The following is a 23,230-nucleotide window of genomic DNA, read 5'->3' as shown; positions in this document are numbered from 1 at the left end:
AGTATCCTGAGTAATAAAACGCGGAACCGCTGAGAAAATACAATATCTTCTCTATAAGAGGGCCATTAGTACCGATATCCCTGTACGGGCCGAGTAGATTCTTGCTTTCTTTTACTCCTGATAAGAAGTCTGGTCCTCATCGAGAAAGAGCGCTTCATGGCTGGTAACTGCCTCTGTAATCGCCTCTAGCTCTTCAAGTGGCAATTCTGCCAGTTGCCGGAGCAACATCAACAGGTGTCGCGGCCTCTCTGATGAAGCGAGAAGATGCAAGAGGGCGTGCAGGTCCGGTTCTGAACGCCATTCGGCGGCTCCTGCGACAAGCCAGGTATGCAGTCGATCGCTTTCGCTTTCAAACTCACTTAATAAGTCTGTGCTATAATCTGGTGGGTCACTGACCAGGTAGCCGGGATGCACTTTAAAAAAGCGGGCGAGCAAATCGCGGGTTGAGGCCGTAAGATGCACCCGTTTTCCGCTTTCCAGTTGAGAGAGATAGGCCTGGCTGATGCTCTCATTCAGCTCTTCCTTCATCGCTTTGACGACCTCCATTTGTGTCATCGGGCGATTCAGTCCGCGCAGTTCTCCCTCTACGGCCCGCAAGTGTTTCATTTTCTCCGCTAAGTCCATGTTCCCGCTCCCCATAACTAATTGCTATATCAAGCATAACTGTTTGTTATCCATTTGTCAAGGGTTTGCAAGCGAAGTGACGTGCCTCAGGGAATCTGGCTATCAAGCAGGACTATCAGGGCTGGAGAGAAAGATAGACATGTGGAAGGAAAGGGCAAAAAAATGAGGCTTGTCTTTTTTGGGGGTATTGGTAAACAAGCCTCACTTTTATGCAGGGATAGAGCCTGTGACCACCCTACCTCTGTCATGTCTTTCAGTGTATCCGAAAAATTTAAAGAATAGCTCAAGAAAAGCTCAGGATTGTATGAGATTTGTTTAAAAATTCCCGCTTTTAGCGTGGATGCAGGTAGAGGACTCCTTCAGCATGGGCGGTGATGGTATCGCGTTCGTAGAGCATCGGATGATGCCCCACCTGAAGCCATTGCTGGATCAGGTCATCGAAGTGCTTGCTGTTCGGGAGGCCCGATTGTCCCGGGGCGTGACTGGAAAGCGACTGTTCCAGATTTCCCAGGTCGACGATCATGCGATAGGTAGACACGGAAATTACCTCTTCTGGCCGATCGGGCAGGGTTGCACCCATATTGATGGTATCGCCGTCGCCCCCGATAGGATAGGGACCGCGATTGAACAGCTTCACTAACAGGGGATGCTTACCCAGGATATGCTTGAAGGTCAGCTTATGGACCGCGCCATAGTGCCAGCGCAAGATGTTGTCGCCCAGACGCTCGCGTAGCTCATCGATGGTTCCATGCCATGCGGCTTTCAGAGCTGCATTCCAGGTTTTTGGGCCATTCGGAATACGGGTTCGGGCAAACCAGGCGTCATTCTGTTCGTGGAGCAGGCGAATCAACAGGGGAACCTCGCGGCCAAATAGCTCATTATCGCTTGCCAGCGGAGTATGAGCAACGCCCAGGTAGCTGCTCAGGAGTGCTTCATCATCGCCGATTGCTGCGCTGAAGACAAGCCACGACAGTTTGCGTTGAAAGGTGGTATAGAGAGCCGCGCCAATGCTTTCTGGGGTGAGGGTGTAATCCCAGGAACGCAAGATCTCCTGTGCCGCACGTTCCTGAGGTGTGGTCGGCTCAAGACGCAGCAGGAAGGGGAGAATCTCGGTAGCCGGTATTGAGTAGGTGTCGGCCTGAATACGGACCATATCGGCGAGCGAGAATTTCTCTTTGCTGTGAAGCAACTGCTTGATACGTTGAGCACGATAGCCGTTCATCCAGTTGCTTGAAATGTAATAGGGGTAGGAATCGTCGACGATACGGTTATTTGCGGTGAGCAGAAAGCCCTGCTCCGGGTTCAGGGTGTGAGGCAGCTCCTCAAAGGGAATCACGCCGGTCCATTCATGAGCGCCTGTCCAGCCCGGCACTGGTAACACGTTTTGTTTTTGCTCACGGAGGGGGACGGTTCCGGCCATCTGATAACCGATATTGCCGCTGGTATCAGCATAAACAACGTTTTGGGCCGGAGTGTCCCAGTAGCGTAGTGCTTCACGGAACTCATCCCAGGTACGGGCAGTATTGAGGCCAAGCACGGCCTGCGGAAGTGTGCACGGTTCCTGTCCGATCCAGCGGATGGCCAGCGGCATTTTGATATCCTCATTGATAACCGGACCATGCCGGGTAATACGAACCTGTTCCACCACTGCCTCTTCATCTTTGACCTGAATGATCTCACGAAGTACAGTCGCTTCTTCCCAGTGATCCTGATAGCGGTACTGGCGCGGATTTTCAGCACTGAACTCTTCAATGTAGAGATCCTGCACATCGGCAAAAACGTTGGTTACACCCCAGGCAATAGAGCGGTTATGGCCAATCAGAATGCCGGGTATTCCGGGAAAGCCGGCTCCAATCACGTCGAACGAGCCCGCGATAAGGTGGCATTCGTACCAGAGGGATGGAACTTCCTGTCCGAGATGAGGATCATTACAGAGGATCGGCGCGCCTGTCTCGCTTTTGCTGCCAGCGACAACCCAGTTATTGCTTCCGCCGATCAGGCCCGCGCCACAGAGTTGCTTGAACTGCTCGAATTGTTCCAACACGTTCGGGGTTGTGCCCTGATAGGTTGCGCCGGGTGGCAGGATCAGCGGGTGCTCGGGATCGCTACTGCCTTCAAGTCGAGCCGCCTGTTCCGGACCCAGATGCTCAATCAAGAGGGCACGGATCAACTCAGATTCCCAGTTCGAACTCAATATCCAGGCGATAGTGCGGCAGCGGAGCAGGGTGTCAGCGACGGTCCAAAGCGTCGGGCGATAGTGAAGGATCGCAAACTCTACGGGGAGGTTCTGCTTTTGCTGAATGAGGTAGGCATTAACACCAAGCGTATAAGTTGAAAGCGTCTGTTTGATCTGTGATGGCAGCGTTGCAACATCGCGGCGGGAGTCCCGATAGAGGCCCAGACGACGGCTAAAGCGATCTGCTTCTATGGCAGTTGCGCCAAAGATTTCCGCCAGACGACCGGATCCAAGACGCCGATGAAAATCCATTTGCCAGAGGCGATCACGGGCGTGCAGATAGCCTTGCGCAAAGAAGAGATCAGCTTCATTTTGCGCATAGACATGAGGTATGCCATACTGATCGGTGATGATCTCTACGGAGTCGTGTAGCCCTTGCAGGCGAAGCGTGCCTTCTGTTTGTGGTTGCCGCTTGAGCAGGCTCATTGTGCCGCTTGCCAGCCTGAGCATAGTATCAGAGGTCTGTTCCAGTTTCTCCCGCCAGGAAGTCATAATGAAGCCCTCCTTGCTATGTTTGAAACGCTATCAGAATGGGGACGTGCCGATGCACCACCCCCATTCTGATTGTACACGAAAGGCTACACCAGTTGCGTTCCTTGAGCGGTATCGCGTACCTCATAGCCCATCTCCTTAAGCTGTGCGCGGAGCTGATCTGAGAGGGCCCAGTTCTTCGCTTTACGGGCTTCGTCGCGCTGGCGTACCAGCTCACGGGCTTCGTCGCTGATCTCACGCGGCTTTTTCGGTTCGACCTCGTTCAGCCGCAGGCCGAGAACGCGATCAAAGTCGAGCAGCAGGTGACGGCGCTCGGCGGGATCAATGCTCTGATCGCGCACAACCTCTCGGGTCAGGGCCAGAGCGGTTGGCATATCCAGATCATCGTTGATGGCGGTATGAAAGGCGTCGCGCATCTTTTGCGCCGCTGGAGACCACTGTCCAGAGAATTCGCTGACCGGGAGGTCCGCCAGATCCTCGCGCAGGTGGTTCAACGCGTTCTGCGCCGCTGTGATCGACTCATCTGTGTAGTTGAGCTTCGAGCGATAGTGCGCGGTCAACAGGAGGTAGCGGAAGGCCAGCGGATCGATGCCCTCGGCTTTCAGCGTCTCGATCAGCAACACATTCCCTTTGGAACGCGACATCTTGATGCTGTCGTCGTCGTTTCCCTGTGCCTTCATTTTACGGTTGCCAATGATCAGGAACTCCCCATGCATCCAATAATTTACCGGAGGTTTGCCGGTGATGCCCTGACTCTGGGCAATCTCGTCCTCGTGATGCGGGAAGACAAGGTCGAGCGCGCCTGTATGGATATCGAAGCGTTCGCCCAGGTATTTCATAGACATAGCAGAGCATTCGATGTGCCAGCCGGGGAAGCCCACGCCCCACGGGCTCGGCCAGTTCATCTGACGTGACTCGTCGCCTTTTTTCCAGAGCGCGAAGTCTTCGGGTGCCTGCTTGTCCTCGGCAATTTCCATCTGCTGACGGCCATGTCCACCGGCGCGAAGCTGCTCGACAGTGTTCCCCGAAAGCTTGCCATAGTCCGGGAATTTGTCCACATCGTAGTACACATTCCCATCGGAGATGTAGGCCAGCCCTTTCTGAAGCAGCTTTTGGGTCAGATCCTGAATCTCGGGAATATGGTCGGTTGCCTTTGGCGAGAGGTGAGGCGGCAGGATGTTGAGCTCTTCCGAGTCGCGCATATATTGCTCGGTGTAGTATTGCGCGATCTCGAGAGCGGAGCGACCGGTTTTGCGTGCCTCAGCCTCTAGTTTGTCTTCTCCGCTCTCGATATCGTCGTTTTGCAGATGACCGACATCGGTAATATTGCGGACTAGAAAGACATCATAGCCGTTGTATTCCAGGGTACGCCGAATCAGGTCGGTCATGACGAAGGTACGGAGATTGCCGATGTGGATATCTTTATAAACCGTAGGACCGCACGAGTAAATACTTACTTTTGGCGGATGTATCGCTTGAAACAGCTCTTTCGAGCGAGTCAGAGTATTATAGAAGTATACAGGTTTAGATGAAACCGCAGACATGAGTCTTTCTCCCCTTTTGGTTTGTTGACGTATAAGGATCAGGATAGAGATGCGGTAACTCAGGCGGGACGTGCGGGGGATGGGCAAATCTGCAGGCACGCCGATACGTTCACGAAGGGCTGAGTCCCGGTTATTTGTTTCCTTCGTGAACGTAGCGACAGGTACAATATCGAACCTGATACTGAAGTGCTTGCTGATACACTCGGTGCTCCAGATGTAAGGATTTATTTCAGATATTATAGCATATTCGCGGGGGAAAAAATACACCTTTCCTTAGAAGCCAGAAGACAGGGGAAGCATAGGTTCACACACCTTCCCCTGCTCCTCCTTTGACGGCAGCACAAGATGTCAAAGATCAGAATCACTGGAAGGGTACTTTGCAACACTTTCAACAGAGGCATCATGTGCCGCGACTGTGCCATAATACCTCTCTTTTTGCCTTCTGTCACGAGACTTCAGACGGGTTTTTCTGGATTTTTCTAGCTATATAGTACTATTATGCCGTGCTGTAGGAATGAGAGCACCTTTTCTCTTTCCCACAGCACAGGAGTTGTTTTATACGGTAGCGGCCTCAGTAGCGCCACGAACCGAGAAGTAGACGGCCTGCGGGTGATGAATCACCAGTGCTGCGGTTGACTGTTCGGGCACGAGCTGATGTGCTTCTGTCAGCGAAACGCCGATAGTTTCCGTGACCGGCAGCACCTTGAAGAGCTTCTCATGCTCATCAAGCTCTGGAATTGAGGCATAGCCCCAGCTATAACGGCGGGCGCGCTTGTCATCCAGTCCCAGTTCTTTGCGTATATGGCGGTTGGTGTATTCTGCCAGCGCCTCAGCTAACTCAACCGAGAGCCCATGCAGATAGTAGGCCTCGGAGTAGTTTCCGGCGTCTTGCAGTTTCTGGACTGCCTGACTGGCTGACTCACCCATAGTTACTACCTGAAGCGCCACGACATCAAGCTTGCCGCTCTCCACTGAGGCAAAGTAGTCTGCCAGGCAGAGGCGATCACGCTCCTGCTGGCGTGGGAAGCGGAAGCGCACCACCTCATGAAGCGGTGAGCCGGGCTGCACCATATCGCGATAATCATAGACGATCAGCTCGTTCCCCTTCGACTGACAGGGGAAGTAGCCATAGACGACCTTCGGTTGCAGGTAGCGCTGCTGGCGTGCCTCGCGAAGCATACGTTCAAGGCGCGGCTCAAATTCGCGGGTGACCAGTTGCTTGAACTCTTCACCGTGGGCCTTGCCGCCCCAGTGCAGGCGATAGAGCGTGTTCAGATCGGCACAGGCAACCACGTCTTCCAGCCCGAGACGGTCAAGCACGCGGGGTCCCCAGAATGGCGGCGTTGGAATCGAATCAACTGGTTTGACGCTGGCCGAAGGGGTTTCATCTGCCGGGGCCTGTTGCGCCGGGGCCTGCTCTTTCCCGCCTTTGCGCTGTCGCTCCTTGAGGGCCTCCTGCTTTGCCTTTTCAATGAATGCCTTGCGCGCGCTCTCGGAGCTGGTCAGCTTGTCAACGATGTCCAGCCCCTCGAAGGCGTCTCGTGCATAGAAGACGCCCGGCTCATAAGGAACAGGGGGTGAGTCTGGCGTCTGCTCGTCCACAAAGAGAATGCGGCGACCAAAAGAGCGGTTAATGGCCGCGCCACCGATGATGACCGGGAAATTCAGTCCGCGCTTATGCAGCTCTTTGACGCAGAGCGGCATCTGTTTTGAGGTGCTGACCAGCAGTGCCGAAAGCCCGATCGCGTCGGCGTTGACCTCAACGGCCTTCTCAAGAATGGTGTTGAGTGGCACCTGTTTCCCGAGATCGTACACGGTGTAGCCGTTGTTGCTGAGAATCGTGTTAACCAGATTTTTGCCGATGTCGTGTACGTCGCCAAAGACGGTCGCGAGGACAACCTTTCCTTTGGTATAGCCTTCTTTCTTTTCAAGGTAGTTCTCAAGCTGTGCCACTGACTTTTTCATCACCTCGGCTGATTGCAGCACAAAGGGGAGAATCAGTTCCCCGGCACCGAAGCGATCACCGACATCTTTCATGGCGGGCAGTAACACCGTGTTGAGGATCGCAACGGCGGCTTCACCCACGGGAACACCCTGCGTCTCAGCATGCTCGGAAACGGCCTGATCGATCAGGGCTTCAATACCGTCTTTGCGGCGATGCAGGATATGCCAGTGCAGCTTTTCGGCCACGGTCATGCCCTCGGTCGGATCAGCTTTCCCGGCGCTCTCATCCTTTTGTGGGCTATGGGCCTCAAAGTAGGCGATGTAGTTTGGCAGGGCTTCGGGGCGATTGAAGATCAGGTCCTCTGCCAGTTTGCGCTGTTCCTCGTCGATCTCGGCGTAGGGGGTGATATGGGTCGGGTTCACGATTGCCATATCCAATCCCGCTTTCACGGCGTGGAAGAGGAAAACGCTGTTCAAGACAGCCCGAGCATGCTGTTTCAGGCCGAAGGAGAGGTTACTGACGCCGAGAATAGTCAGGGCGCCGGGAAGTTCGGCCTTAATACGGCGGATAGCTTCGATTGTCTCGATCGCAGCCGATTTCAGCTCGTCCTGACCGGTCGTAATGGGCAGGGTGAGCGGGTCAAAGATCAGCGCGTTGGGGGGCAGGTCGTATTCATTCACGCAGATGTCATAGATGCGTCTGGCGACCTCGAACTTGCGCTCGGTGGTCATGGCCTGGCCAACCTCATCGATGGTGAGCGCGACAACCGCAGCCCCATGTTCCAGCGCCAGAGGAAGAACCTTCTCAATACGCTGGCGGCCCATCTCCATATTGATCGAGTTCAGGATAGCGCGGCCCGGGTAGATTTCCAGAGCTGCTTTCATCACATCGGCCTCGGTTGTATCAATGACAAGTGGGGCCTCGATGCTCATGGAGAGCGTCTTGACCAGTTTTGCCATCTGATCAGCCTCGTCGGTGCGTTCGGTAGTGGCGACCTGAACGTCCAGCACGTGAGCACCACCTTCGACCTGATGGCGTGCGATGTCAAGCAGCGTATCGTAGTCGTCGTTGAGCAGCGCCTGTTTGGCCTTGCGGCTTCCCTGGGCGTTCACGCGCTCACCAACCAGCGCCGGGGGAGGATCCTGATGCATGTTCACGGAGCGAATCGCGCTGGTTACAACCGGAGGGATGATCTGCTTGAAGTCTTTGTTGGTGAAGTGAGTGTCGGCGAGGGGGCGAGGGCGGCGAGGGGCGGTACGACAGGCATTGACAATGGCACGCAGGTGCTCGAAGCTGCTGCCACAACAGCCACCAACAATATTCACACCAAATTCAGTAATGAACTCGCGCAATGCCTGAGCCATCGGTTCCGGCTCCAGCGGGTAGACGGCCTGCCCATTGACGTTCAGAGGGATGCCTGCGTTTGGAATGGTTGATATAGGAAGCGGGCTATGCTCGCTCAGGTAGCGAACCGGCTCGCGCATATGCTCCGGTCCGGTGGAACAATTCAGGCCGACGATATCGACGCGCAGGGCGACCAGGGTGTGCAGCACCGCTCCGATGTCGGTTCCCAGGAGCATACGTCCGCTGGTATCCAGCGAGACCTGTGCCTGAATGGGGACCTCACGACCATCTTCCTTCATAGCGCGACGAAGTCCGGTAATGGCGGCCCGCACTTCCAGGATATCCTGGCTGGTCTCGATTATAAAGAGGTCAACGCCTCCCTGTAATAGCGCTTTTCCTTGCTCGCAAAAGATATCTGCCAGTTGTTGATAGGTAATATTGCTGAGCATTGGATCATTTGAGGAGGGGAGCATGCCTGTAGGGCCGACGGAGCCGGCAACAAAGCGGGGCTGTTCTGCGGTACTGTAGCGATCTGCCAGACGACGGGCAATTTGTGCTGCGGTAAAATTGATATCGTAGGTCAGATGGCCTAGCCCATATTCGTCCAGTTTCAGGCGGCTGGAGGTAAACGAATCGGTCTCGATCACGTCACACCCAACCTCAAGGAAGCCTGTGTGAAGCTCTTCGATGACCTGGGGCTTTGTCAAAACGAGATAATCGTTACAGCCTTCCGTTGCCTGCCCGCCATAATCCTCGGCGGTAAGCTGGTAGCGTTGAATATTGGTCCCCATTGCGCCGTCAAAGATCAGGACACGCCGGGATAAGGCTTCTAAATATCGACTCATAAGGCTGCCTCTCTTCAGAATTCATGAAATTTCGGTTTTTCTCTGTTTCTTGAGATCCTCACACATACTGACCGGGGAGGATGATGACCGATACAGGAATGTCTGTATCATCTGGTTTTTTCGCTCTTGTCTGGCAAGCTGCATTGTTGACTCTGGTTCTCAACAATTATAGCATGTCTGCTACAGAGATGTGGAGGTGTCTATATTATTCTCGATAATGCTGAACGCGATGTATTGAGATCTCCGTTTTTCTCGTTCTTGAGCTCGCTCTTTGCTTGGTAGCCTTCGTACAATGATGATATGGATTTGTGAATAGACGACTATGAGTGTGACGAGAACGCCTGTATACAGGAGGGGAAGGGCCTGAAAGAGAAAAAGGAGCATGCCGATGGCGACACGCTTTACATTGGGGATTGAAGAGGAATTTCAGATTGTCGATCACAAAACCAATGCCCTCTTATCCGGGGCTCCGCAACTCTTACAACAAGAGGTGAGTGGGCTTGAGGAGAGGATCAAGCCGGAGCTGTTACAATCCACTATTGAGCTGATCACGCCTGTTCTGCCTGATATGGCGACGGCGCGGCATGTTTTGCGTGAATCTCGTGCACTGCTGGCTGCTCGGATGGCTCGAGAAGGACAGACATTGGTGAGCGCCGGGACTCATCCCTTTTCCCATTGGGTCAGCCAGGCCCCGAGCGTTGGTGAACGTTATACTGAAATGGTGGCCGAATACCGGGAAGCCGCACTCTGTAATCTGGCGTTCGGGCTGCATATACATGTTTATGTTGATGATGACAGAGACCTGTTGATTCAGGTGTTTAATCGGGCGCGAACGTGGTTGCCGCATTTACTGGCTCTCTCAACCAATGCACCGTTTGTTGAGGGCCGTGAGACCGGCTATAAGTCGTATCGCCCGATCATTAAACATCTTCTGCCGCGGAGCGCTATTCCGCCGACATTCGCGAACTGGCAGGCCTTTGATGCCTATCTACAGGAATTGATCTCGCTTGGCGTGATTGATAATGGAAAGAAGATCTGGTGGGAGGTACGCCCGCATGTTTTCTATCATACGCTGGAGTTCCGTGTCTGTGATATGCCGCTGACCATTCAGGATACGCTGGCGTTGGCTGCGCTCTGTCAGGCGCTGGTGGCGAAACTGACCCGTGATATTGAGCAGGGACGGGAGCAGGAACTGTGCTCTGTCATGGCGCTTGAAGAAAATCTGTGGCAGGCGATGCGTTATGGCCTGGATGCCCGGTTCCTGGATTTCTCCCGTCGGAGGTCTATACCAATGCGCAACGCGATCCGAGACTTGCTGACAGACCTGCATGAGGTCTCTGAAGAGCTTGGTTGTCAGCCCGAGGTCGCTTATGTGTATCAGATGCTGGATGATCCCCTCGGGACTGGTGCAGATCGGCAACTGGCCATCTATCATGAGACCGGTGATTTACAGGAGGTAGTTCGTTTTCTTCGAGCGCAAACAATGAAAGATATTGATCCTGTCATGGAGGGCATGGCCGGTAACTCTGCCCGATATGGGGGCGAACTTTCGCTTTGATGTCTCCATTTCCCGTCTTGAAACGTTTCTCAAAGGAAGAAGGAAATATGCTCTTTTGAGAGCGTTTCTTGATACCGCGCATTGAGAAAGGCGGGACTCATGGTTATGAATAAGCGCATTGACCTGATGGCGCAGCAAAAGCCAGCGCGGAGGGAAAAGCCTCATCGCTTTACGATCGGTATTGAAGAAGAGTTTCAGACGGTTGAGCGAGACAGCGGAAATCTCTGTTCAAGCGCCCCCTATATCCTGGATAAAGGAGCGCCCTACTTCCAGGAACAGATCAAGCCCGAAATGCTACAGTCAACGGTTGAGTTTATCTCGAGTGTGCTTCCCGATATCGAGGCTGCACGAAAGGAACTCTGTACCGCACGAGCTTTGTTGACGCGTCTGATTAAAGATCAGAATCTGGCGATTGTGAGTGCCGGAACGCATCCTACAGCGCATTGGCGTGCCGAACAACGGACCGAGAAGGAGCGCTATGCAGAGCTGGAAGAAGAATATCAGGATGTTGGACGAGCCATTCTGATCTTTGGCCTGCATGTACATGTTGCGATCCCGGATAAAGAGCAGGCTATTCGGGTCATGAATCGGGCGCGAACATGGCTGCCTCATTTGCTGGCCCTTTCGTCGAACTCCCCTTTCTGGAAAGGGCATCTGACCGGGCTGAAGTCCTATCGCTCGGTTGTATGGAGCCGTTTCCCGCGGAGCGGTCTGCCGGATATTCTCCCCTCATGGGCCCATTTTGACAGCTATGTGCAAAAGCTGGTCAAACTGGATTGTATTGATAACGGAAAGAAGATCTGGTGGGATATCCGTCCACACGCCTTTTTCGATACGCTGGAGTTCCGCATCTGCGATATGCCCGCAACGATTGAAGATACACTTGGTATTGCGGCGCTCTGTCAGGCGCTGGTCGCGCGTCTGGTCAGAGCTGAGGAGCGAGGCGAGGATATTCCGGTGCTTGCCAGCGATCTGATCGCCGAAAACAAATGGCGAGCGATGCGCTATGGTATGGAGGCCGAGATGCTGGATTTCGTGCGAGAACGGAAGCTGAGCCTGCGCGACTCGGTGCGGGAGCTGCTTGATTTCGTCGATGAGGTTGTTGATGAGCTTGGCAGCAGACGCGAGATGACCTACCTTCGTGCACTGCTGGATGACCCACAGGGAACGGGCGCGGACAGGCAGATCGCTGTATTCCGGGAGAGCGGCGGCAACATCACCAGTGTGCAGCGCTTCCTGGTTGAGCAGACTATGCGCGGTGTGGAGCTAACCGAGGCTGACTTGTCCTCCCCGATGTTCCACTTCAAGATGCATGAGCATATGTCTTGATGCTGTGGAGGAAGGGAAATCCCCCTTCCTCTTTTTTTACACGGCCTTGAAAATGATCTGATAGTGAAAAGAGGCTCCATCGAGCTGGATTCCATAGCAGCCGGGAGCCCGAACCCGGGTATAGGTTGCATAATTCAGCCAATTGGAGTCATCGCGGCCCTTGATGGTTGAGGCGAGGGCCAGTTTTGAGCTAGCTGGCTCCTGCCCGAAACGCACTTCGTGGTGACCATCGAGCTGCTGACCCCGCAATAGAATCGGGCCCTGATAGGAGGGGGCAACGAGGACTAGCGTTTTGAGGAGATGTTCATCTTGACCACCTGTCGCGCCAGTAGCTGGATCAATGATCATATACAGTGGGCCTTTGCCCTGTGCCGCTCCAAACCGCAGATCTACCCGTTGGGAGGGAGTGACCGGGCAGGATGTGCCGGAAGCAAGTGACGGCAAATGCAACGGGCGCTGCTGCAGCATTTGAAGTGTGACCGTTGCGGTCGGCGTTAGTGTTGCATTCGTCTGTGGTGTACAACTCGCAAGGAAAAAGAGAAGCGGAAACAGGAAGATAACACGCATCAAAAATACTCCTTCTCTTTGATTGAAAAGGAGTATAGCGAGCATAGCTGAATTCAATCTGAAAAGTCTATTCGAGTAGATCGGCGAGACTCCTGACGTAGAAATTGACCTTGCCGCACTGCATACAGGCTGTTGTATAAATATCCGCGATGTGTCTGCCCGAAAGGGCGTCACGGATGCCACGATTTGGTAGCTTGACTCGCACTTTACCCATATAGTTTGCTTCTATCTCGAACTCGACATAGACCTGTTCACCCTGACAGGCCGGGCAACGATGCAGCGCAATCGTTCTATCCGCCATATTGATGTATGCTCCTTTCTGCGTAATCTTCTGGCTCTATAGATAGAGACGCATTGCAGGCTCAAATATCGAATGAGTAGCCTATTCCACCGGGCGTTGCAGCGGGAGTTGAAAAAGGACCTTTAGTTCTGGCGCCTCAATGTCGAGCACTGCAATATGTGCAATTTCCAGCTCCCAACGAAAATTCTGTTTTGTGATGCAGGGCAGGACGCGGGCTAGCTTGTCCTCATCCAGCTCGGGAAGCGGGATCTCGATACGGGGTATCCAGTGTTCTGGATGATAATCCAGCGGTGGATGTTCACTGATACGCAGAAAGGTTTTCCAGAGGCATTGCTGAAAGCGGGCCAGTTGTGGGCTTCGGACAATCGCAATAGAGAGACATGGAGTGGGGCCGGCAAAGATACAAAGCCCGGCTGTCTGGATAACAAAAGCGCTATGGGAGCTGGCGCATTCATGGAGATAGCGTTCAAGCTGTTCCCAGTTATAGGTACAGGAGACATAATAGGGGATGTAGGGTCGTATTGTCTCGAAGCGGTGGGTCAGGCCGGTTGCTGCACAGAGTTCTGCCCCCAGTTTTTGCAGACTGTGGTCGATCGTGCCATCGAGCAGTGAGACAATTCCATGCATAATCTCTGCCTCGGTCAGTAGATCTATATATTTCTACCTTTTGAGCAATTATACAGGGTCGCACCAAACGGAGGCAGAGGCGGCTGACCTCTGCCCGGGGTGCTCTACTGCACGAGGCGCTCGATGCAGGCGCTGAAACGCTCAACCTCTTCTTCAGTGTTGTAGTAGTGAACGGAGGCGCGCACCAGTTGATCCAGCTGGCGTTCTTCCATGTCCAGCAGCGTGGAGCTCTTCTGAGAAATAGAGACATTGATCCGCTCTTTTGCCAGCTCACGCTGAATGTGTTCGGCTGCGACGCCATCAATGGTAAAGGTGACAATACCGCCCTGAGTGATGCCGCGATCATGTACGATCACTCCTGGAATCGGGCTGAGCAGCGAACGCAAACGATAGGCAAGGTCTTTGATGCGTCGCCACGAAACCTTGAGATCCCACTGCATTGCATAGTCAGCCGCGACACCAAGCGCGATCTTGGCCGCATAGTTGCCTTCCCAGTTCTCAAAGCGACGGGCATCCGGGCGGATCTCATAGCGGTCCTTACTGACCCAGGTGGCTGCATGGAGATCAAGCATCGGGGGCTCAAGCTGCTCAAGCACCGAGCGACGAACATAGAGGAAACCGCTGCCTCGGGGGCCGCGCAGGTACTTGCGCCCGGTTGCTGACAGGATATCGCAGCCAATCTCATCAACCTGAATGGGCATCTGTCCGACGGTCTGACAGGCATCAACCAGAAAGAGGATCCCGGCCTCGCGTGCGATCTTTCCGATCTGGGCTACAGGATTGACAAGGCCGCCGTTTGTTGGCATGTGTGTCACAGAGATGAGTTTGACGCGCTCATCAAGCATGTTGCGGAGTGCCTCAATGGAGAGCTGCCCATATTGATCGTTGGGGATTACTTCAACGACTGCCCCGGTTTTTTGTGCGACTTGAAGATAGGCAATGTAGTTACTGGCATATTCAGCCATCGCGGTCAAAATACGGTCTCCGGGTTTGAAGGGGATCGAATAGAACGCCATATCCCAGGCCCGGGTAGCGTTTTCGATCAAAGCGATCTCGTCACGATGCGCACCGATGAGCGTGGCGAGTGCGTCGTATGTATGTTCTATTTTGTCAATGGCCTCATCAGCCGCCTCATAGCCGCCGATCGCGGCTTCACGCTGGAGGTGAGTGATCATCGCATCAAGTACAGGCTGTGGGAGGAGCGAGGAACCTGCATTGTTCAGGTGCAGAACGTTGGTGCAGCCTGGCGTCTCTTTTCTGGCCCGTTCGATATCAAAGCGCATGCGTTTTGTATCCATTCCTTTCTAAGCCTCTATACGGCAACCCATACAATCACTTTTGCGTCGTTCCCACCGGATGCCAGGCGGCGGGAGTCGTTTGCCCAGGCAACAGCTATCACATCTTTCTCTTTATCATGGAAAGTATAATCATATATCTTTTTGCCTGTAGCAACCTCCCAGACACGAACAAGTCCTTTATCATGAGCCGTTGCCAGATAGCGTCCATCCGGGGAGAGGACGGCCTGGTGAATGTTCGGCTGTTTCTCATCCGCGAAGGTGCGAATCTCGGCCCCTGCCAACCTATCCCAGAGCTTGACTTCATAGCTGGTTGCAGACATCAGCTTTTCACCATCAGGGAGCCAGAGAATTGCGTTCTTGCTACCTGATTGCCCATCATACTCAAAGACGTCTTTCCCGCCCGGCTCCCAGATCCGGACTTCGGAGTTGAGGGAGCTGCTTGAGGCAATCAGCTTGCCATCGGGAGACCAGGCAATAGCCTTAATGGAGGAATTTCCATAGGTCGGGATATGCCCTTTATAGGTCGTTTTGATTGCGCCGGTCTTGGCATCCCAGATATAGATTACACTGTCATCCGCACCGGAGGCAATAGAGAGGCTATCAGGGGACCAGGCCAGCGCCCCGATGCCATCGCCGAAACTGCTGGCTTTGTGCTTGGTAAATTGGTAGGTAGCCTTCTCGGAATGGCCGTCCCAGATATGCACAACATTGTCGGAGCCGCCAATTGCCAGGTACTGCCCATCTGGCGACCAGAGCGCATATCGGACTTTGACGCTGGAGTATGTGGTGTGCTTCTCAGGTGATGGACGATAGACGCTTTTCGCTTCTCCTGTGGTTGCATCCCAGACCTGAACGGTGTCGTCAGCGGCGGCGGAGGCAATCGTGTTGTCATGCCAGGAGAGTGCCAGCACGTCCTGTGCGTGGCGTGAATAGGTCTGAATAATCGTGCCCCGTGGTGGCAGGGGCGTCGGACGTGTCAACACAAACAGGGCGCCTCCACCAATGGCAAGGAGACCCGCGCCACTGGCGATCCCGATGAGGGCGGCGCGGCGGCTGAGACGTGGGCCTCGTTTGGAGGGGGTCGGAGATTGTATGATTGGAGGCGTTTGCTGCACGGTTTGCGCGGCTGCGATATGTTGTTCGGTCTGTGGTTGTGTTACGGTCACATAGATCTGATTGCTGCTGTGTTCGCTGCCGGACACTCCTTCGGTGGTGGTCTGATGTGTCTGCTGGATCGCTTGAGAGAGCGCGGTGGCAAAGGCACGAATGCTTGCAAAACGTTGATGGGGATCTTTTGCCAGCGCGGTCATGACCACGCTCTCGATATCGGGCGAGATATCGGGACGTTTCTCGCGGAGTGGTGGTGGTGGCGTGAACAGGTGCTGTCCATACAACTCAGTGAAAGAGCCACGAAAAGGGCGTGTACCGGTAAGCCATTCATAGACGACAACCGCCAGGGCATATTGATCGCTGGCGGGACGCGGCTTGCCCTGAATCTGTTCCGGAGCCATATAGGGAATCGTGCCAGCGACTTCCTGTGTCTTTTGAACTTGCGAGGTCTGTGCGATCAACGAGATGCCGAAGTCGCCCAGTAATACTTCGTCATGGCGTCCAATCAGCATATTTTCTGGTTTGATATCGCGGTGCACCAGTTTCTGTTCATGCGCATATTGCAATGCCGAGGCCACCTGCTGGACGTAGCTATTGATTGTTGCCATAGGCACCTGGGTGCCATGGGGGTGTCTGTCGCGCAGGCTTCCGTTCGGGGCATAATCCATAACCAGAAAGGGGAGAGAGTCCTGCATACCAAAGTCCAGCACGCGAATAATATTGGGATGCAGCAAGCGGGCAATCGTACGAGCCTCTCGCAAAAAGTTGTCTTCTTCGGCCTGTCCAAGTCGCGTGCGCAACACTTTGATCGCTGCTTGCGTGTTGAGATAGATATGTTCTGCTAGATAGACCTCGGCGGAACCTCCCATGCCTAGAAGTCTGATAACACGATAGTTTCCGAACTGCTGTCCTGCTGCCGGAACTGTCATATGCATCTCCTTTGCCCTATCGTTATGCATCTCGCATTGTAGGGGGCTCTGGTTGAGTCTGTCAAGCTGCTATTCGCAGTCATACTTTGAAATAGTACAGAGAAGCATACCAGCAGAAGCGCCACTGCACAAGGTATTCTTTCGCATTCTTGAAAATCGAGAAGGCAAAGAGGCACAAACGCCTATCTGCCTGCTAGAAATGTGCCTGCGAATGCCTGTTTGTGGTAGTATGGAACTATTCTTTAGACGGATGAGGGCGTTACGAATGAAGGTATACAATCTTGCTCTTATTGGATTTGGTCACGTTGGAAAGGCGCTGGTGCGGCATCTCTTGCTGAAAAGAGAGGAATTGCGTGACCGCTATGGTATTGAGTGGCGCTTAACTGGCGTCGCGACCCGTCGTATGGGCTGGCTTGCTGACCCCGCAGGATTAGATGCAGACGCTCTGCTCGCGGGACAGCTTCCCTCTCCGCCTCATGCATTGCAGAATGTGGAGCAGTGGCTAGAGGCTGCACAGGCTAATGTGCTTTTTGAGCTCAGCTCGACCAACCCCCACAGCGGACAACCGGCCATTGACTATATTCGCTCCGGACTGGAACACGGGGCGCATGTGATTACCGCGAACAAAGGACCGATTGTTCACGCGTATCAGGAGTTGCGGGATCTGGCAAAGAAGAAGGGAAAGAAGTTTCTCTTTGAGGGCACGGTGATGGCCGGGGCCCCGCTCTTTTCGCTTTATCAGTACACGCTTCCGGCAACCAGCGTAACGCGTTTTCGGGGCCTGTTAAACTCGACCGCCAATGTGATTATTGCCGAGATGGAGCAGGGCAGAAGCTTTGATGAAGCGCTGCGCCAGGCACAAAAACTCGGTATCGCCGAAACAGATCCATCGCTCGATGTTGATGGTTGGGATGCTGCGGTCAAAGTGTGCGCGATTGCGACTGTGTTGATGAATGTTCCCTTACGTATTGATGAGGTCCAGCGCGAGGGCATTCGCAACCTGACCCCGGAGCAGGTGAAGACGGCGAAGGCAGCAGGCAAGCCCTATAAGCTGGTTGCACAGTTGGAGCGTACGCCTTCTGCCATTGTTGCCAGTGTCCGCCCCGAGCAGCTCAACAGCGATGATCCGCTTGCTGCTGTCAGTCCTGCCTCGATGCTGGTGCACCTGGAGACCGATCTTGTGCCAGGCTTGATGATTACCCTGCATCTGCCCGAAGAGGAGCGAGCAGGTCTGGATGCCACGGCTTATGATGTGATGGCCGATATGATTCGTGCTATTTCTGGTGAGGAAGTAGGGAGCCACTGAGGAGAGCGGCTCCCTTTTTTCTGCTCTGATTATTATTCTTGCTCGACAGGTACCAGTCCGACAACGCGAAGGTCGCGGGGGTGTTCAACCACAAAGCGGTAATCAATGGTGTATTTCTCGTCTGTGGCAAGCGCCTTTTTCCAGGTAAGCAATTCCAATTTAGTGCGCTCTACTGGAGGTGGCTGTAATTGCGTGACGCGAACCTTGATGCGCTCGTGTTGTGGTACGGGAAGCCGATCGCAGACCACTATATTGCGGGTTGTCGATGCGTAGTTCTGCACTGTAATCTGGTAGCCATAGGTCAGGCGGCGGATATCGCCCTGAAGCAGGTTCCCTTTTTCAACGTTGGCTTCGGTCAGCTTGCGCTCAACTTTCAGACGCTCATCCAGACCCAGGAAGACGCGAAACTGTTCGCCTGGTGCGGTCAGCTTGATTTCCGTGGTACCGACGTAGTTTCCGTCAAGAAAGATGCTGGCCTGTCCCGCGAGCAGCGGCGAGGCACTTGTATTGGTGATGGTGCCGCGCAGATGGGCGACCTTCTCCAGTGCGGGGGCGCAGACATAGTCGAACTCACAGGGGTATTTATCGATGACGATGGTTGTTTTATGGGGCGAACCATCAGAGGGGATATCGACTGAATGCCCAATATGAAAAACCGTGGCGGCCCCGCTGCTTTCGATCTCCGCTGTACTGATACTGGCGGGCGCAGCTGCGGGCTCGGGTGGCAGTGGTGGAGCTCCTGCGGGCATATCGCTACTCTCGGCTATCTTGCTTGCTGACAACATACTGTAGCGCATAGCTGGTTGTGCTGCCCGAGCGAAGGGAACCGGGGGCGTGTGCTCTTTCAGATACCAGGGGCGTAACTCGGGGAGAACCGCGGCCAGGCTAGGGCGGGCAGTGGAGAGCGAGATCCGAACCTCATTCCAGGTTTCTCCGGTTTGCTGCGTGACCATGCCGTTATAGGTTAGCTCAACGTCACCTGTTGTCTCCTGTTCTGCGCTTGTCGCAACCCGAACGTCGTAGCGAGGTTCCCATGAAGCGCCTGTTACCAGATAGGAGAGTTCAAGGGTAAAGTCGCCCTCTGTTGGAAGCTCAATGGTGACACGGGCTGTCAGTCTATCAGGGCTCTGGTTCCCCTGTTTCTGCTGACGCTCGCGTTTCCTGGCGTCAATATCTTGCAGGAGCTTCTGTAGCTGAAGGTGCAGGTCAAGGGAAGCTCTGGCATCATCCAGCGCTTGTTGTGCTGCGAAGCGAAAGAAGTCGGTGCAATCCTGAGGGCGCATGGTGCCACGCGAGAGGCCGTGTGCGAACTCTTTCGACTCTTCTCCAAGCGCTCGCAACCACTGCTGGCGATCCTGGAGGGCGCCCTGTTGGGCCTCAAGCAGGCGCTGTTGTTGTTCGAGCTCCTCTATTTCCTGATCCAGACGGGTTAAGTCTTCTTCAGGGGCGCGACTATAGAACTGGGTTTGAAGCTCGACATTGAGGATGCGAGTACCCTCCGGGCCTGTTCCGGCGGCGCGGAGTGATTCGCGTTGGATGGTGTGCTGAGGCAAGTTCTGTACCTCGACTTCATGTTCTCCTGCGGGGAGATGGATGGTCCCCCGTCGCGTAATCAGGGCTCGATCGTTGTAGACGGTCACTTCTTGAATCGATGCGTTGATAGCTGGCATGCTGTACGCCTTCCCTTTCTTTCTCTGGACGCTTTCTCAACTATCAACATATACGCAGGGAGGGAGGAAAAGTAATGGCCGAAAAGGAGGGAACTCCCTTTCGGCCTTGTGCTGCTCTGTATTAACGTACCTTTTTAATCGGGATGATGAAGACTGCGCTTAGCACGGCAGCAACGGCAGCCATGATGAACAACGCAGTGTAGCTATGGAAGACGCTGAATGCCAGGAAGGAGAACAGCGGCACCAGCACCTGAGGCAATACGTTCGCGACCGAGATCAGGCCGAGATCCTTACCAAGATTTTGCCCCTTCTGCACATCCTGTCCCTCGGGAAGCACCTGTGTCGCAAGTGCGATATCTGAGGAAAGGAAGATACCAAAGCCGATCCCGAAGAGCACAGCGACCACCAGAACCATTGTCCAGGTTGGGATAAGCGCGATAAGTGCCAGTGCGACGGTCATAATAAGTCCGGCTGCAATCACAAATGGCTTGCGGCGCTGTACCTTGTCTGACAGAAAGCCCGTGATGATTGTCGAAATTACTACGCTGACTGTATTAATGACCTGGAACATTGCCACGCCCTGCTCTGATGCCTGCCCGGGGAAAAGCTTCTCATAGTGGATGATGTCTTTCAAATAATAGAGCATGAACGTCACCAGAATGATCTGTGACAGCGTTGCCAGGAAGCGCCCGCACCATGTGAACACAAAGTCTGCGGTTCTCAGTGGGCTGAAGAAGGTGTTCAGGAAGGTTTTGAGCGAGAACGGCGGAAGCTCCTCTTTGCTCAGGGGCTTCTCCCTATCAAGGAGGACAAAGAGCGCGATCACGACAAAGAGTAGGCCGGCAATCGCATAGTATGAGCCCTGCACGGAGCGAATAACCTGAGCAATCAAAATACTGCCGATAACGATACCAACCGGCTGCGCCAGTCCCACGAAGGCCGAAACCGTCGCGCGCTGGCTGACCGGGATACGATCCGGAATGATGGTCAGGATTGGGGCGAGCAGCATACCCATTGCAAAGCCGTAGACGGCAACTTCGATTGCCAGTACCGCAATACTGGTGGCGAAGGATTGCAGCACCAGCAGCAAGCTCACAATGACCACGCCAATAGCCAGCCACGTTCGGCGAGGCCCGAGGCGGAAAGTTGTGCGGTCGCTGATCGCACCGATAATAGGCTGTGCGATTACACCGGTAATACCGGTCGCAAAGAGGATCAGTGAGAGCCCGGCTTCTTTGTTCGCAGCATCAATCTGCGCGATCTGCGAGGGAAGCAAGAGTTGCTGAATAGGGATAATGGCGAGCCAGATAACGATGTTGGCCAGCGAGAGAAAGAGTTGGAAGCCGAGGCTTACCCGCTTCTTTCCTCCCTCTGTTGGAGAAGCATCTTCGATGATTGAGGCGTTTGCCATACAGGTTCCTTTCATGTGTGTGAGATAAAAAATGAATGCTGTTGAGTGTGGCCATGCATTCAACAGGACCATGTGCTAGAATTGCTCCCGATATGCGCGAATAAAATCACGGATGGTATATGGTGCTCGTCCGAGGAGCTTTTCGACATCTGAGGTGACTCCAGCGGTGACGCCTGCCCGGGCGATGCCATAGACTGCGAGCGTGTTTTCAATGTATGGGGTGGGCATGCCCTTTGCCTCAAGATGTGCTCTGAATTCCTCCTCAGATGGGTTGGCATAAGTAATGGTGCGGCCCAGTTCCTCGCTCATGATCTGTGCGACCTCAATATAGTTCAGGGCCTCGCCTCCGGTTAAGGTATAGGCCTGATCGCGGTGCTGGTCGTTCAGCAGGCTAAGTACGGCGATCTGAGCGATATCACGGGCATCGATCAGGCTGGTGCGTGAAGTACCGGCTGGTATGAAGAGAGTGTTATCCTTACGAATCTCATCAAGATGTTCGGTCAGCAAGTTCTGCATAAAGAAGCTTGGCCGTAGCGCGGTACAGGCAATTCCCTCATCTCGAATATACTGCTCGACGCGGGCAGGAGGCGCGAAAGGAACGTGTTCAACACCCATTGCCGAGAGGAAGACGATATGCTGAACTCCCTGCTGTTTCGCTGTTTGAACGAAGGGGAGTAGAAAGGTTTGCGTATCGGCAAGCTCGGGAGGCCGTATCAGAAGCACCTTCTCAATGCCTGCAAGGGCCTGCGCGGCTGTTTCGGGTTTTGTGTAATCCAGATAGACGGCTCGTGAATCTTCGCGCGGTACATGACGGGTCGCGAAGCGGAAGGGAACTCCTGTTTGCATCAAGTAGTGGATTACCAGTGAGCCAATGGTACCAGTTGCTCCTGTGATAAGAATGGAAGACATGAGCAGCTCCTTATTAGTTATCAGGAATGAGTGGGAATGGTGCTTGTTTGGGTTGCAGCATATCGCGCTGGAGCTGTGCGATCTCTTTGTAGAGGACGTGCAGCCGGGTATTGCCCTTTCCGACCGGGAATTGAATCAGGTGATGGTGGGTTCGGGCTTGCCGTAGCGCCTTGAGCAGACCTTCCAGTTCGGTGATTAATTGCTGATACTCGTACTCAAGCTGGCGTGAGCGCTCCATGCGGGCAATCATGTTATTGATGGGGCCAATGATGTTCCAGAGCGGGTTACTCTGGGTCGAAATCTTCGTGAAACCCCGGCCTGTGTTGGCATGTAACAATGCCTGTGAGATCTCCTGAATGGCGGCCTCAAGGCGCTCCTTCTGTTCTGCAATCTGCTGACGTGACTCGGCGATATCGCGTTCGAGCAGGGCTATCTGTTCCGCGCGGTCAGCGCGTGCAATGGCTTGCGTGGCACTGCGTACCCAGAGAAATGCCAGGAAGGCAACCACAAGCTGAATCGCGATAGGCAAGGAGATCAGGCCAACGCCCGCGATGGGCAGCGCGGCGGCAAGGTCTGGCTGATGGGGTAGAAAGAGAATGCCCAGGATCGTGAAGGCGCTGCTGAGCCCGGCGAAAATAAAGACGTAATAGGCGGGCAGAATCGAGGCGCAAAGCACCAGATAGATCACCTGAAGATCGAATAAGGGCAGGGTGGAAAGGCTCAGTCCTCCTGGTGTTGTCAGAATATTGCTGGTTGTGGTAAACATCACGTTGCCTACAATCAACAGGCCGGCAGCTGTGATATACCCGTGCCGATTGCAGATCATCGCGATCGTGTTTGCAGCAATCGCGCCAAACAGAAAGAAGGCAAGCATTTTGTTGGTGCCGAAAAAGCCTGCGGGCAGCGAGGTAATGGCATAGACTTGAAGCAAGAGCAGAATGATACTTGCCAACCGGGCCCGGCGAAACTTTTCACGCTGGATTAAAGGCGCGGTTGGAGCTGGCTCCGGTATGCATGAGATGCGAAACCACCATTGTAACGGGTTCCGGCGGCTGGGAGCTTCTGTTTGCAGGTAGGATGGTAATTCCTGCCGGTTCATATCGTTCATTAGAGTATTTTTGGACCTCCCTGGTATACATGCAGGATATACGATTTTTTTAAGCAATACGCATACACAATACGAAG

16 protein-coding genes are annotated in these 23,230 nt (G+C 54.1%); 3 read left to right on the top strand and 13 right to left on the bottom strand.

The features are described from left to right. Window positions 1-111: 111 nt before the first annotated feature. From KTH_RS17820 to metH, 4 genes are all read right to left on the bottom strand, one after another. Entirely contained in the window at window positions 112-624 is a 513-nt protein-coding gene (locus KTH_RS17820; protein ID WP_497620301.1) for a helix-turn-helix domain-containing protein, read from the bottom strand. A 331-nt stretch (window positions 625-955) separates the two neighbouring features. Beyond that, the gene (locus KTH_RS17815) at window positions 956-3,352 is read right to left on the bottom strand and encodes a penicillin acylase family protein (RefSeq protein WP_497620299.1); all 2,397 of its coding nucleotides are present in this window, start codon (window positions 3,350-3,352) and stop codon (window positions 956-958) included. A gap of 86 nt (window positions 3,353-3,438) precedes the next feature. Continuing rightward, on the bottom strand, window positions 3,439-4,896 hold the full coding sequence (cysS, locus tag KTH_RS17810) for a cysteine--tRNA ligase (protein ID WP_111318557.1): 1,458 nt from the start codon (window positions 4,894-4,896) through the stop codon (window positions 3,439-3,441). Between the two features lie 555 nt (window positions 4,897-5,451). After that, window positions 5,452-9,030: a methionine synthase gene (gene metH, locus KTH_RS17805; RefSeq protein WP_497620296.1), complete on the bottom strand. Its 3,579-nt coding sequence runs from the start codon at window positions 9,028-9,030 to the stop codon at window positions 5,452-5,454. A gap of 388 nt (window positions 9,031-9,418) precedes the next feature. On the opposite strand from metH, the gene KTH_RS17800 reads away from it, so the two are divergent. Next, a complete protein-coding gene (locus tag KTH_RS17800; RefSeq protein ID WP_497620294.1) occupies window positions 9,419-10,588 on the top strand; it encodes a carboxylate-amine ligase in 1,170 nt (389 codons plus the stop codon). 99 nt (window positions 10,589-10,687) lie between these two features. After that, the gene (locus KTH_RS17795) at window positions 10,688-11,917 is read left to right on the top strand and encodes a carboxylate-amine ligase (RefSeq protein ID WP_497620292.1); all 1,230 of its coding nucleotides are present in this window, start codon (window positions 10,688-10,690) and stop codon (window positions 11,915-11,917) included. A gap of 36 nt (window positions 11,918-11,953) precedes the next feature. Here KTH_RS17795 and KTH_RS17790 read toward each other — a convergent pair whose 3' ends face one another. The 5 genes from KTH_RS17790 to KTH_RS17770 form a co-directional block, all read right to left on the bottom strand. Continuing rightward, complete coding sequence (locus KTH_RS17790; RefSeq protein WP_497620291.1) at window positions 11,954-12,484, bottom strand: hypothetical protein; 531 nt, start codon at window positions 12,482-12,484, stop codon at window positions 11,954-11,956. 67 nt (window positions 12,485-12,551) lie between these two features. After that, on the bottom strand, window positions 12,552-12,785 hold the full coding sequence (locus KTH_RS17785) for a hypothetical protein (RefSeq protein WP_111318547.1): 234 nt from the start codon (window positions 12,783-12,785) through the stop codon (window positions 12,552-12,554). An 81-nt stretch (window positions 12,786-12,866) separates the two neighbouring features. Further along, the gene (locus KTH_RS17780; protein ID WP_497620289.1) at window positions 12,867-13,412 is read right to left on the bottom strand and encodes a hypothetical protein; all 546 of its coding nucleotides are present in this window, start codon (window positions 13,410-13,412) and stop codon (window positions 12,867-12,869) included. Between the two features lie 104 nt (window positions 13,413-13,516). Further along, complete coding sequence (locus KTH_RS17775; RefSeq protein ID WP_497620287.1) at window positions 13,517-14,710, bottom strand: aminotransferase class V-fold PLP-dependent enzyme; 1,194 nt, start codon at window positions 14,708-14,710, stop codon at window positions 13,517-13,519. Window positions 14,711-14,724: 14 nt separating this feature from the next. Beyond that, window positions 14,725-16,749 carry a protein kinase domain-containing protein gene (locus KTH_RS17770; RefSeq protein ID WP_497620285.1) on the bottom strand — a complete coding sequence of 675 codons (2,025 nt, stop codon included), beginning with the start codon at window positions 16,747-16,749 and terminating at the stop codon, window positions 14,725-14,727. Between the two features lie 265 nt (window positions 16,750-17,014). On the opposite strand from KTH_RS17770, the gene KTH_RS17765 reads away from it, so the two are divergent. After that, window positions 17,015-18,055 (top strand): homoserine dehydrogenase, encoded by a 1,041-nt coding sequence (locus KTH_RS17765; protein WP_497620283.1) that lies wholly within the window; start codon window positions 17,015-17,017, stop codon window positions 18,053-18,055. Between the two features lie 32 nt (window positions 18,056-18,087). Here KTH_RS17765 and KTH_RS17760 read toward each other — a convergent pair whose 3' ends face one another. The 4 genes from KTH_RS17760 to KTH_RS17745 all read right to left on the bottom strand — a co-directional run bounded on the left by KTH_RS17760 (window position 18,088) and on the right by KTH_RS17745 (window position 23,153). Further along, window positions 18,088-19,725 carry a mucoidy inhibitor MuiA family protein gene (locus KTH_RS17760; protein ID WP_111318539.1) on the bottom strand — a complete coding sequence of 546 codons (1,638 nt, stop codon included), beginning with the start codon at window positions 19,723-19,725 and terminating at the stop codon, window positions 18,088-18,090. Window positions 19,726-19,846: 121 nt separating this feature from the next. Then, on the bottom strand, window positions 19,847-21,136 hold the full coding sequence (locus KTH_RS17755) for an MFS transporter (protein WP_497620280.1): 1,290 nt from the start codon (window positions 21,134-21,136) through the stop codon (window positions 19,847-19,849). A 75-nt stretch (window positions 21,137-21,211) separates the two neighbouring features. Then, the gene (locus KTH_RS17750) at window positions 21,212-22,045 is read right to left on the bottom strand and encodes an SDR family oxidoreductase (RefSeq protein ID WP_497620278.1); all 834 of its coding nucleotides are present in this window, start codon (window positions 22,043-22,045) and stop codon (window positions 21,212-21,214) included. 13 nt (window positions 22,046-22,058) lie between these two features. Further along, window positions 22,059-23,153 carry a DMT family transporter gene (locus KTH_RS17745; protein WP_111318533.1) on the bottom strand — a complete coding sequence of 365 codons (1,095 nt, stop codon included), beginning with the start codon at window positions 23,151-23,153 and terminating at the stop codon, window positions 22,059-22,061. Window positions 23,154-23,230 lie beyond the last annotated feature (77 nt).

Source organism: Thermosporothrix sp. COM3 (assembly GCF_059696735.1).
Note: the sequence above shows the minus strand (reverse complement) of the source record. Positions and strands in the feature narration are given on the sequence as shown.

Bases quoted from the DNA above. Each gene is read 5' to 3' on its own strand.
- KTH_RS17760 (WP_111318539.1), bottom strand. From the start codon at position 19,725: ATGCCAGCTATCAACGCATCGATTCAAGAAGTGACCGTCTACAACGAT.
- KTH_RS17755 (WP_497620280.1), bottom strand. From the start codon at position 21,136: ATGGCAAACGCCTCAATCATCGAAGATGCTTCTCCAACAGAGGGAGGA.
- KTH_RS17765 (WP_497620283.1), top strand. From the start codon at position 17,015: ATGAAGGTATACAATCTTGCTCTTATTGGATTTGGTCACGTTGGAAAG.
- KTH_RS17800 (WP_497620294.1), top strand. From the start codon at position 9,419: ATGGCGACACGCTTTACATTGGGGATTGAAGAGGAATTTCAGATTGTC.
- KTH_RS17790 (WP_497620291.1), bottom strand. From the start codon at position 12,484: ATGCGTGTTATCTTCCTGTTTCCGCTTCTCTTTTTCCTTGCGAGTTGT.
- KTH_RS17795 (WP_497620292.1), top strand. From the start codon at position 10,688: ATGGTTATGAATAAGCGCATTGACCTGATGGCGCAGCAAAAGCCAGCG.
- KTH_RS17780 (WP_497620289.1), bottom strand. From the start codon at position 13,412: ATGCATGGAATTGTCTCACTGCTCGATGGCACGATCGACCACAGTCTG.
- KTH_RS17785 (WP_111318547.1), bottom strand. From the start codon at position 12,785: ATGGCGGATAGAACGATTGCGCTGCATCGTTGCCCGGCCTGTCAGGGT.
- KTH_RS17775 (WP_497620287.1), bottom strand. From the start codon at position 14,710: ATGGATACAAAACGCATGCGCTTTGATATCGAACGGGCCAGAAAAGAG.
- KTH_RS17820 (WP_497620301.1), bottom strand. From the start codon at position 624: ATGGACTTAGCGGAGAAAATGAAACACTTGCGGGCCGTAGAGGGAGAA.
- KTH_RS17770 (WP_497620285.1), bottom strand. From the start codon at position 16,749: ATGACAGTTCCGGCAGCAGGACAGCAGTTCGGAAACTATCGTGTTATC.
- metH (WP_497620296.1), bottom strand. From the start codon at position 9,030: ATGAGTCGATATTTAGAAGCCTTATCCCGGCGTGTCCTGATCTTTGAC.
- KTH_RS17745 (WP_111318533.1), bottom strand. From the start codon at position 23,153: ATGAACGATATGAACCGGCAGGAATTACCATCCTACCTGCAAACAGAA.
- KTH_RS17750 (WP_497620278.1), bottom strand. From the start codon at position 22,045: ATGTCTTCCATTCTTATCACAGGAGCAACTGGTACCATTGGCTCACTG.
- KTH_RS17815 (WP_497620299.1), bottom strand. From the start codon at position 3,352: ATGACTTCCTGGCGGGAGAAACTGGAACAGACCTCTGATACTATGCTC.
- cysS (WP_111318557.1), bottom strand. From the start codon at position 4,896: ATGTCTGCGGTTTCATCTAAACCTGTATACTTCTATAATACTCTGACT.